General features: G+C 51.0%; 7 protein-coding genes. 5 read left to right on the top strand and 2 right to left on the bottom strand.

The window, feature by feature from the left end; all coding sequences use genetic code 11:
- Positions 1-5 precede the first annotated feature (5 nt).
- Positions 6-1,451 carry an FAD-binding domain-containing protein gene (locus AC2215_RS24215; RefSeq protein ID WP_486812590.1) on the bottom strand — a complete coding sequence of 482 codons (1,446 nt, stop codon included), beginning with the start codon at positions 1,449-1,451 and terminating at the stop codon, positions 6-8.
- Positions 1,452-1,730: 279 nt separating this feature from the next.
- On the opposite strand from AC2215_RS24215, the gene AC2215_RS24210 reads away from it, so the two are divergent.
- Entirely contained in the window at positions 1,731-2,441 is a 711-nt protein-coding gene (locus AC2215_RS24210; protein ID WP_486812589.1) for a hypothetical protein, read from the top strand.
- A gap of 698 nt (positions 2,442-3,139) precedes the next feature.
- On the opposite strand, the gene AC2215_RS24205 is transcribed toward AC2215_RS24210, so the two are convergent.
- Positions 3,140-4,480: an MFS transporter gene (locus tag AC2215_RS24205; RefSeq protein ID WP_486812588.1), complete on the bottom strand. Its 1,341-nt coding sequence runs from the start codon at positions 4,478-4,480 to the stop codon at positions 3,140-3,142.
- A 365-nt stretch (positions 4,481-4,845) separates the two neighbouring features.
- On the opposite strand from AC2215_RS24205, the gene AC2215_RS24200 reads away from it, so the two are divergent.
- The 4 genes from AC2215_RS24200 (at position 4,846) to AC2215_RS24185 (ending at position 11,716) form a co-directional block, all read left to right on the top strand.
- The gene (locus tag AC2215_RS24200) at positions 4,846-5,451 is read left to right on the top strand and encodes a DUF924 family protein (protein ID WP_486812587.1); all 606 of its coding nucleotides are present in this window, start codon (positions 4,846-4,848) and stop codon (positions 5,449-5,451) included.
- 503 nt (positions 5,452-5,954) lie between these two features.
- Entirely contained in the window at positions 5,955-7,019 is a 1,065-nt protein-coding gene (gene trpD / locus AC2215_RS24195) for an anthranilate phosphoribosyltransferase (protein WP_486812586.1), read from the top strand.
- A 193-nt stretch (positions 7,020-7,212) separates the two neighbouring features.
- Complete coding sequence (locus tag AC2215_RS24190; protein WP_486812585.1) at positions 7,213-8,181, top strand: tetratricopeptide repeat protein; 969 nt, start codon at positions 7,213-7,215, stop codon at positions 8,179-8,181.
- A gap of 430 nt (positions 8,182-8,611) precedes the next feature.
- Positions 8,612-11,716 (top strand): pentapeptide repeat-containing protein, encoded by a 3,105-nt coding sequence (locus AC2215_RS24185; protein WP_486812584.1) that lies wholly within the window; start codon positions 8,612-8,614, stop codon positions 11,714-11,716.
- Positions 11,717-11,914 lie beyond the last annotated feature (198 nt).

The raw sequence follows: 11,914 nt of genomic DNA, 5'->3' as shown, positions 1-11,914 counted from the left end.
AACTCTCAACTGGCTTTCATTTGGGTGACTTTCGTTTGTTGGTAGAGTGCTTTAAAGTGAGCTTGTTGTTTTTTGTGGTCGACGATCGGGGCGGGATAATCTAAACCATCGAGTTGACTTGGGGGAATTTTCCCCGTCACCAAGTACTTCGTATCCACGGAACGCAATTCCGGTAGCCAACGCCGAATGTACTCTGCATCGGGATCGTATTTCTGGGCTTGAGAGGCTGGGTTGAAAATCCGCAAGGGTTTCGGGTCCATGCCGCTCGAAGTACTCCATTGCCAACCACCGTTATTAGCCGATAGATCTCCATCGATCAGATGTTGCATGAAGAATTTTTCTCCCCACTGCCAGTTAATAATCAGGTCTTTGGTTAAGAAACTCGCAACGATCATCCGGCATCGATTGTGCATCCACCCCATTTCGTGGAGTTGGCGCATGGCCGCATCGACGATCGGGTATCCCGTACGTCCCTCACACCAAGCTTGAAAGAGATGGCGATCGTCCTGCCAAGGGAAATTCTGCCATCGCACTCGGTAAGGACCTTCTGCCAGTTCGGGGAAAAAGTACATCACGTGCTCGTAAAACTCCCGCCAGGCTAACTCCTGTTGCCACGCGATAACGCTATCGCGGGCTTCGTCGCTGCCACAGCGTTCGAGAGCTTCGAGGGTTTTCGCCCAGACGGTACGCATGCTGATGGTGCCGAATTTAAATGCCGCACTCAATTGGGAGGTACCATCCACGGCTGGGAAGTTACGCTGTTCCTGGTAGTCGAAAATGGGACCGTCGATAAACTGGTTTAGTGCTTCCGTCGCAGCGGTCTCTCCCGGTTCTTGGGGTAAGGGGGCATCCCAGACAAACCCCAACTCTTTAGGAGTGGGTAGGTGACCGGCCCCCACTTTCTCGGCCGCTTCGAGTTCGGTTTCCGTGAGTCCCTGGGTGGTTTCCAAGGTGGGTACCGGATCGGCTTTTTCCTGGCGACTCCAGTTTTTCCAAAATGGGGTGTACACCGTGTAGGGTTTTTGGGAACCGGTGAGAATTTCGCCGGGGGCGTGAAGCAGCCGATCCCAATAGGTTTGAACGGCAATACCATTTTGTTTTAGGGCTTCAGCCACGCTGCGATCTCGACTTTTGGCGTAGGGTTCGATATCCCGGTTCCAAACGACGATCTCGGCTTTCAGGGTGGCGGCTAATTCGGGAATGGCTTGAGAAGATCGATCGTGCAAAATTAGCAGTTGGCTGTTGGCACGGGCGTAGGCTTCTCGCAAATGCTGCAAACACGCCAGCATGTACTGAATGCGAACAGGAGCAATATCGTCCCGTTGCAAGATATCTGGGTCGAGGCAAAATACACCGACGACCCTCGAGCCGAGTTCCTCAGCAGCAGCTAAACCGACATTGTCCGAGATGCGTAAATCTCGTCGATGCCAAAATAAAACTAGATCGACCATAAACTTATGACTGTACGAAATACTTCAAGGTGGGCTGAGTACTATAGAACAAGCGGATGACAACCCAGACGGTTCGAACCGCAACCTAACGTGGCATGCAACTCTCTCTCCACACCCGTTTTTAGCACCCGATTTTAGCGATAGATAGAAAAACAACGACTTTATATTTTGGGAACGAGCGGTTAGGTTTTGCGCTTTGTCTGGTTTTCGCGGTAGAGAAACGTTCCCTTTAAAATCATACGTTACGTAAAATTAATGATGAAGCCCCGAGTAGGTAAAATGAAACCGTCAAAATACTTAAATTTGGAAGTTTACCGAAACTTTATGTTGTTTCTTCTCATTCGATCGGCTGTAGTCGGCATAGCGTTTTTGTCTATTCTTCTCCGTAATATCCCGGATACAGCTGCACAGTATCGTCCGGGCGACCCCAGTTTTTTTGAAGATGGAGAAGAACAATTCGATCGAGAAATTCAACGCCTCAACGAGAATCGAGATCGCGATTCGGATTTGCTGACCATCGATGATTCTACCTCGGAATGGTTGCAAGTCACCTCTGCGGACGGACGATTTGCCGTGGCGATGCCCGGACAACCGATGGTAACTCCCAATCCGGAGATTCTCGTCACCCCGGCGGCGAGTCTAGAATTGGTGGGGGTCACCTTAGAAGGAGAGGGGGAGTGGTTTTTGGTTGCATACGGCGACTATCCCGATTCGGTCAATGTCAGGGAATCGGAGCTTTTGGTTCAGGTGCGAGATGCGTTGGTTGCTGGATTTGAAGCCGAGTTGACGGACGATCGCCCGTTAAGCGATCGCAGCGGCCCCGGTCGGGAGATTCGCCTGAGTCAGCCAAATGTGGTGAGGACGTTTCGAGCTTATATTCTCGATCGGCGTTTGTATCTGTTGGGGGTGGAACAAGCTGCGCCAATTGACGGGAATGACAATGTGAATCAGTTCTTCGAGTCCTTCGTGCCGGGTGTCGTTCCGGAATGACGGGCGAGTGTGGGTGTGAGCTGGGAGAGCTGGGGATAGAGTAGATGCTCTTGTGAGATGAGACGGTCCTCTGTGTGGTGGCAACTGCCATAACTTTTTTAGAGCGAGGTGGAGTGTTATATTTCCATATTCTATGGATTAATGTTCTTGCATCTATAAATGTCTATAGAATCTCCAGTCGGTTGGACTTACGCACAAAAACATACTTTTAGTTGCTTGCTTGTGCCACCCAGCTTAAATTGGCACACAAGATTAGGTCGCGAAGAGAATTTTTTCGCGGTCAGTTTTCAGCAATCGAACTTTAGATTTGACGTAGTTTCAGTACTTTTCGGGTTTTAAAATGCCGACGAAGAGAAAAATAGACACAATAAGCCCTTGTTTCCTTGATTTTACCACATCCTGGAGAGCTAGAAAATTCGAGGTTTCGATCGCTCCATGTTTGGGGGTAAATTTCCTCTATTGATAAAAATTTTTAATCTTAAAAAACTTAAAAAATAATCTTTGCTTGTAATTTGGGCGATTGGCGGTTTTCCGGAGATGGAGATTGCAGACATGAAGTGATTTTGACTGTATGGCAGTTTGCGCTTCCGATACAACCCAGTCGGATTGGTGGGCAGTTCGATGGCGAGTCTCAAAGTGAAATCCCCGCGCGAAAAACTGCCCACCCGACAAACTTATTACTTATTACTTACAACTTGTTACCCACCGCCAAAGGTTCCAGCTGCTTCCGGGAGGTCGACTGCGGTGTCTTCCTCATCTTCCACCAGCAGGACGAGCATCGCACTCACGAGCATCGCCACCCCACCGAGAACCACCGCCAGCAAGCGATTGTTATCCAGGACATGACTCATCACCCATCCAAATCCCACCGAGATGGTAATTTGGGGCAAGACGATGAAAGCATTGAAAATTCCCATATAACTGCCCAGGCGATTTTGGGGCAGGGAATCGACCACCATGGCGAAGGGCAGCGCGTGCATACTCGCCCAAGCAATGCCCACCCCCATCATGGAGATAAACAGCGTATAGCGATCGCTCACAAACCACAAAGACATCAGGCCCATCGCCCCGCACAACAAGCAAAAGGAATGGGTGAACTTGCGGCCGATGAGGTTCGCAAGTTGGGGCAGGATGAAGGAAAAGATAACGCAGACTCCGTTATAGGTTGCCATGCACAACCCTGCCCATTCAATCCCTTCCGCATAGAGTAACGAGTGGCGATCGGTTGCACCGAAAATATGGTGCGCCACCGCTGGGGGGAAATAGAGAAAGACGCAGAACATTCCCAACCAGGAGAAAAACTGCACCCAGCCAAGCTGTTTCATCGTTTCTGGCATTTCGAGAATATCGCGACCGATGGCGCGCCACCCTTCCTGGGCACTGGGTTGGGGTTCCCGTTTTTGGGTCGGTTCTGGGGGCACTTCTTCGGTGGTAAATACCGTCCAGATAATCGTACTCAGAAAAATAGCCGCACCGATATAGAATGCCATTTCCACGCGCAGGGGAATGGGACGAGCAGTGGCATCGGTCACTCGCAGAACATGACCGAGCAGCCAGGGAAACATCGAAGCCAAAACTGCTCCCGCACCGGTAAATAAACCTTGCAGGGCAAAGCCTTGGGTTCGCTGTTCCGGGGGGAGTAAATCTCCCACCAAGGCGCGAAACGGCTGCATGCTCAAATTGTTGGAGGCATCTAAAATCCACAGACACCCCGTTGCCATCCACAGGGTTGAGGAGTGGGGCATGGCAATCAGAGCGATCGAACTCACGATCGCCCCGACCAAAAAATAAGGCCGTCGCCGACCCAATTTGCACCACGTGCGATCGCTCGCATAGCCGATGATGGGTTGCACGAGCAATCCCGTCAACGGTGCCGCTAACCACAGAATCGGAATTTCATCGGCTCTGGCTCCCAAATGCTCGAAAATCGCACTCGTATTCGCCAATTGCAGTCCCCAACCAAACTGAATGCCGAAGAACCCCGCACTCATATTTAAGAGTTGAAAAAAACTAAGATGAGATTTTTTTTCTGTCTTCATTACACTCCGACGTTCGGTGGCTATATCATATCGTTGAAACTAAAAATCAAGCAAACTATCGTTAGTTTTTAGATGCTAAAAAAGCTTATTTTTTCTCATATTCATCAATAATCATTTATTTTCTCGCGATCCCTATTTTTTTTGCTTGAGACTCAAACGCGATCGACTGGAAATTTACTGAAAAATCCCCGTAATTGAATCGGGTTTTATTTGTGACGCCCCGCTTACTCGATTTGAAGGTCGGTAAAATCTCAGGAGCAAAAGTGAAATTAAAACTTTTTAAGAGTTTTTTAAGATTAATTAAGATTTTATTTTTTTTGATAAATCGATCGGTAAATCGTCTGAAAACGCGATAAGGGTTGAGGATGATAGGCACAAATTCCGATAAAGCGATCGACTCTCAAGCGGCTGCCATCTTAGAATTCTGGTTCGGTACGCCAGGAGATGCTGACTGGGGAAAACCCCGGAAAATTTGGTTTCGCAAAAAAGCCCGCTTCGATGCCATGGTGCGCGATCGCTTCAATGCCGATTGCAACTTAGCCGCTGAGGGAGTATTGGCGCACTGGCAAGAAGATCCCAACTCTTGCTTGGCTCTGATTTTGCTTCTCGACCAATTTCCGCGCAATATCTTTCGTGGAACGCCTCGCGCCTTCGCCACCGATGCCATGGCTCTACAAGCTGCCGAACGCGCCGTTGGCGATCGATTCGACGAACAACTGCTCCCGGTGCAGCGCTGGTTTCTCTATCTTCCCTTCGAGCATAGCGAACATTTAGAACACCAGCATCGATCGGTCGCCTTATTCGAGACCCTCGCAGATGACCCCGATAGCGCCTCTACCATTGACTACGCCGATCGCCATCTCAGAGTTATCGAACGATTCGGACGCTTTCCCCATCGCAACGCCATTCTCGGACGGGAAAGTACCCCAGAGGAACAAGAATTTCTCCAGCAACCGGGTTCTGGTTTTTGAAACGGGGCATCACAAGACATCGAGAGAATCGAACGGGTTCCAATCCCTTCTTCATGTATCCGTAATGATACGTAATTAAGAAAAATAACAAAAAAAAATTATACGTATTAACACGGTTGTATTGGTGATTTTTCAAGGCATACGAGACGATCGACCTCGCGAAAATCCGAAAAAATTCAGAGATGTCTCTTTCGATCTCCCTAAAAGTTCGATAAATTTAAGGAAGGTCGCAGCGCAAGCTGCGGGCTACCTAGTTGCTTGCAAGGAGCACCACCCTTCCCCAGCTCCTGGGGAAGGGGGTTTTCTTTTATGGGCATTCGTTAGGGATGGGGTGTGGGGTATGGGGAAGACGCTCCGGACGCGGCGAGGGAAAGATGGGGAGATGAGGAAGAACATCGCAACTGACCCATTGTTCGTTGTCCATTTTTCCCCAAGCCTCATCCATCGTGATAAGATTTCCCCCATCCCTCGGAATCTAAAGATTTGCTCTCATCGATTGAACTATGAGTTCCTCACCGGCTGCCCCCCAAACCAATTGGTCGAGTCTACTGCAACAACTGCTCGACGGGGAATCCCTCTCCCAAACCCAAGCCAGTCAACTGATGCAAGGTTGGCTCGACGAATCGATTCCCCCCGTTCTCTCTGGGGCGATTCTGGCAGCGCAGCAAATGAAAGGCGTATCCACCGATGAGTTAGTGGGGATGGCGCGCGTCCTCCAGGAACAATCCGTGGAAATCTCCGCCCCAGCAACCGATCGCTTTTCCTATCCCGTTCTCGACACCTGCGGCACGGGGGGCGATGGCGCATCCACCTTTAATATTTCCACGACCGTTGCGTTTGTTGCCGCCGCTGCTGGCGTTCCCGTCGCCAAACATGGAAATCGATCGGCATCGAGTAAAGTCGGGTCTGCCGATGTCTTGGAAGCCTTAGGAGTCAATCTGCAAGCTCCTGCAGAGCGGGTAACGGCGGCCCTGGGCGAAGTGGGAATTACCTTTGCGTTTGCCCCCGGCTGGCATCCGGCGATGAAAGCTGTGGTTCCCCTGCGACGCACCCTCAAAGTGCGCACCATCTTCAATTTGCTCGGCCCCCTCGTCAACCCCCTGCACCCGAAATGTCAGGTGATGGGGGTGTACGATCCGGCGCTGCTCGAAACCATTGCTCGTGCTTTGGGAGAGTTGGGAATCGAAAAGGCGATCGTTCTCCACGGACGAGAAAAGCTCGATGAGGGAGGATTAGCGGATTTAACGGATTTAGCCGTTCTGGGGGAGGGTAAGGTGATGCAAACCGTATTAAACCCCGAAGATTGCGGGTTATCCAGCGCGCCAACGGAGGCACTGCGGGGGGGAGAAGTCGATCGCAACGTCGAGATTTTGACGAACGTTTTGCAGGGGAAGGGAACGGCAGCTCAGCAAGATGCCGTGGCACTCAACGCCTCCCTCGCACTTCAGGTTGCCGGTGCGATCGCCCTGGGAGAACATCGTCAAGGGGTCGAACGGGCAAAGGAAATCCTCGCCAGCGGCGCGGCTTGGGAGAAGTTACAGGAGTTGGTACGGTTTTTGCAAGGTTAGAATTCGATCGGAATAGGGAATGGGGAACGGGGAATGGTGAATTGAATGATTCTCCTCTCCCTTGTCCCACCTGCCTCCTCTACCTCCCCTGCTCCCAAGCCCCCGAAGTCTCCGAAACCGCTCCCACCCCAAAAAAGCCGGGAACTCAACTCGATACAATAAATGACGGTAGTAAGTGTCGAGTATGTATTTCATGCATTGGAAGTCTTTATTTCGAGGTGCGGTGCCATTACTCGTGACGCCGATTTTGCTGGGATTGGGGATGTTATTTTCGGTTCCCTTGGTATCTGCCCAGATCGTCCCGAGGGAGGTAGAAAATGAGGATGCAGGGGTACAGCTGCTAGAGCGGGGGATGGTGCAACTCCAAAATGCCCAAGCGCAAGGAGCGATCGCATCCTTTCAAGAAGCCCTCAACTTGTTTGTAGAAGGGGGAGATCGCGCGGGAGAGGGACGGGCGCTCACCCACCTCGCCATGGCTTACGAGTTTCTCAACGATTATCCCCAAGCCCTGGAGTATCACCAAAGGGCGCTCGATATTTCCCGCGCCGAAGGCAATCGAGAATGGGAGGTCTCCGATCTCAACAGCCTCGGAGCCGTTCATAATATTCTGGGCAATGTCGATCGCGCCCTGGACTACAGCCGCCAGAGTCTAGAGCTAGCCCGAGAAATCGGCGATCGCTCTGGGGAGGGTCATGCCTTGGCGAGCGTGGGATTTGCCTCCTTCGTATTGGGAGATTTGATGGGGGCGATCGCATCGTTTGAGGCCAGTTTGGCGATTGCGGAGGAACTCCAAGACGAGCCAATGGCTGCCACGGCGACGAACGGACTCTCTCAAGCCCAAAATGCCAGAACTCGCCGTCTTGAGGAGGCGCAAACCCTCCTGCGCGTCGGTATCGAACAGCTTCAAGCGCAGCAGGAACGATTGGCGATTGAAGAGTCGCTGCCACAGGCGTTACGTTTATTTCAAGAAACGGGGGATAGACGAGGGGTTGGGGAAGTCTTGGCCTTCTTAGGTTATGCTTACCTAGGTTTGGGAGATCTACCTCAAGCTACCGAACTTTTCGAGCGCAGTTTGACCATCGCGCGGGAAGTCAACGATGCCGAGTTAGAAGCATTTGCCCTGGAAGGACTCTCCCAAGCGGCTGGAGATCGGCGAGTTTGAACCCTTCCAATCCCTCGTGTCTTCTCAAGGGTTTCCCGATCGAAATGTTCGGGGCTGCCATTAGGATGGTGAGGGTACATTTGCGGGCAAATTTGAGGGTATATTTTGCACCGAGTTCGTTCGCGTTCTCTCCACAATATTGCGAATTGGGCACTCGCTTTTGAGATACAACATCAGGGGAAAATTTCAAGGGCGATCGCACCCCAGTTGGCACGATCGAATCTTTGTGTCAAATTATAATCTAGACTTCTCCAAGTCCCCAGAATCATTTCCAATTGACTCGAAAAACATACCCAGACTCAGGAAATATCGGGTTTCAGCACGATTGTCAGGCTTGGGTTCGAGTCTGAAATTTCCCACCTAAAAATCTCAGAAATAAAACTGAGATAAAACTTCCGATAAACCAAACAATTATTGTCAACCGCGATCGATGATTAGAAACTCCAGACAACGAGCAGTAACCAAGCCAATAGCCGATTGGAATCGACCTTTAAAATCTAGCTTTAAACTCATTTTTCAGGCGTTAAGTCAGGCGGCAATCGAAGGAAAGCTCGAAGGTGGAGAGACTCCCGAATCTCAGCTCGTCGATGAGTCGATCGCCGTTATTTGGCAATCGGACATCAGTCAAATTTCATGGTTGCTCATTTATCGCTCGTTAATTAAAACGCTTTTTGCCATGGTTCGAGAGCGGAAAGAACTCCTCGAACGAGACGTCGATTCGAATGAGATCGAATCGTTTTATCAGACATTAGATATCTCCTTAGAAACGCTAGTTTTTAGACTAAATTCTGACTTTTTTAACCGTCCTAAAGAACTATCAATCTTAGAAAAAGTTCGAGAACCTTTTTGTCAGTGGCTGCAAATTTTTGGGGTGGACGAGAGTTTGTCTCGAGCGATCGTGAGTCGCTTTCCCAACCATTTTTTAGGGGCATTAACTCAAGAATGGCAAGCCCGTTCTCGCGATTATACCTGTCTCAAAGAGGAACTCGATACGCCGTTTGCGAAGGCGATCGAACGGGAGCGGGGATGGTTGCGCTATAGCGGTTGGCTGCAAGAACGAGTTTACGCGCCGATGTTTTTGTCGGAACTCGGTTTGAAACAAGTGTACGTGCCCTTAAGGGCGTATTACGAAATTAAAGAAGCCCACCAACCCGAGGTCGAACTCCATGGAGATTGGAGTCGCCAAACCCCCGTCGAACGTAGAGTCATCGATCTCGATTTAGAGTTAGAAGCTTGGTTAAATCAAGCCGATCCCCGAGATGCCTTGCGGGCGATCGCCGGTCAACCCGGCAGCGGAAAATCCTCGTTCTGTCAAATTTTTGCCGCCAAACAGGCTCGAAAAGTCAAGTTTCCCGTTTTATTAGTGCCGCTCCATCAATTGAACCTGGAAATCGACTTAATCGAAGCCATCGGTGCCTTCGTGCGAGACGATCCCTTTCTGGCGGAAAATCCCCTCGATCCAGACCGGGGAGAATCGCGTACGTTGATTATTTTTGATGGATTTGACGAACTGAAAATCTCCGGACGCTCGGATCTCGAAACGAAAAAAAAGTTCCTGCAAGAAATCGAGCAAAAACTGGAATGGTTGAATTATCGAGGAACCCGCCTCCAAATTTTACTCAGCGGTCAAGATTTCTCGATCGTCGGCAGTCGCGGTCAGTTTCCCAGGGACGCGCAAATCCTGCATCTTCTCCCCTATTTCGTTCCAACCTCCCAAAAATCCCAACCCAGTCACATCTACATCGATCCGGATCGTTTACTCGATCTCGATTTGCGCCAGATGTGGTGGGAGCGCTATAGCAAGGCCCTAGGTCGCAGCGAAGATGAGATTCCCGAAGTCCTCAACCGAGGAAATTTAGTCGCCATTACCGCCAATCCCCTGCTCAATTATTTGGTCGCCCTCAGTTTTACCCGAGGCAAAGTGGAGTTTGGCGAGCAACTCAACCTCAATCTCATTTACGCAGATTTACTCGACGTGGTGTACGAACGGGATTGGACGAGCGATCGTGGGTCTGCCTCCGATTTCTCCCGAGCGGATTTTATCCGCCTGCTCGAAGAAATTGCCCTAGCCATTTGGCATCGAAACGGTCAAATTTCCTGGAGCGAACTCGAACGCGATTGTCAAAAACGCGGTTTAGAACGACTGGTGCGGCGGGTGCGATCGGACTCGGAAGCGGGCTTGAAGCGATTTTTCGGAGCATTTTACTTCAAACAGAATCACGAGGACAATGCCATCGAATTCTCCGACGACACCACTTTAGAATTTACCCACGACAGCTTTGGAGAATACCTCGTTGCCAGACGCATCGTCCGCGAAGTCCAGCGCGTTCGCAGTAATCTAGAACGTTGCCGCAGCGATCCAGATGAAGGGTGGGACTCTCGAGTTGCCCTCAAATACTGGGCGAGCGTTTGCGGGGCCGCCCCCATCGATCGCAATATCTTTGCCTTTCTGGAAAACGAAATTCAGTTGCAAATTTTCGATCGCGTCGGCCAATGGCAGCAAACTCTGGGGGCGACGATCGAATTTATGCTCGATCGGGGAATGCCCATGGAACTGCTCGATCCCAGACCCTCCTACTCCGAAGAAAGCCGCCTGGCGCGCAACGCAGAAGAGGCATTACTGGCCCTGTTGAATCTATGCGCTCGCTTCACGCAAACGGTTTCCCTCATTCAGTGGCCTTCCCCAGAGGTATTCTGCGCCTGGATGTCGAGACTCAAAAGCCACAGAACTGGGTGGCATAGCCATATTCTATTAGAATGTCTCAGTTTTCTGGATTTACAAAACTGCGCCTTACCCCGAGAAAATTTGTACCGAGCCAATTTCTTCGGTGCCAACCTGATCGGGGCGAATTTACAAGAAGTCGATCTGCGCGGCGCTAATCTCCAACGGGCTGATTTGCGCGATGCTAACTTGCAACGGGCCAATCTGCTCGGCGCCAACTTACAAGGGGCTAACCTACAGCGCGCCAACCTGCAACAGGTCAATTTACTCGAAGCAAACCTGCAAGATGTCAACCTGCGCAGTGTCGATCTCCACGGTGCGAATTTGCAACAGGGTAACTTGCGCCGCACGGACTTGAGGGGGGCGGATTTGCGAGAAGCGATTTTGCTCGGTACGAATTTTCGCGGATCGATCCTGCGGGGGTCGAATCTGCGGGGGGCCGATTTGCGGGGGGCAATTCTCCGGGGAGCCAACTTGCGGGGGGCCAACCTCCAGGGGACGAACCTGCTCGGGGCGATTTTGCTCGGCGTCAATTTGCAACGGGTGAGTTTGCGGGGGGCAATTCTCGAACGAGCGGCCGTACGCGGCTCGGATTTACAAGGGGCCAACCTCCAAGGGGCGAATCTCAAATTAGCCAACCTGCAACGGGTAAACTTGCAAGGGGCGGATCTACTCGGAGCGAACTTACAGGGGGCTAACCTGCGTCGAGCCAATCTCACGGATACCAATTTTGAGGGGGCGCATCTCGAAGGCATCACCCTGGATGAAGGGGTTAACATCTCTGCGGACAGTGCAGAATGGACAGACGGTTGACGACTGACTTACGACGAATGGCACTGACTTAAAGTGCGTGGGCGATGCTCACCCTAGCCTGGATTATTCATGAGAACCTTCTCAAAATAGCTGAAAGCCTTCAGTATCAATCAATAGACCCATTTTATCTCCACCACAGTGAGCGATCGAGCTAAAATTCCCGAATTCATTGACTGTTCGGGGTTTTAGGCATTCACG

The organism is Zarconia sp., from assembly GCF_057467645.1.
This window is presented reverse-complemented; position numbering and strand designations above follow the sequence as displayed.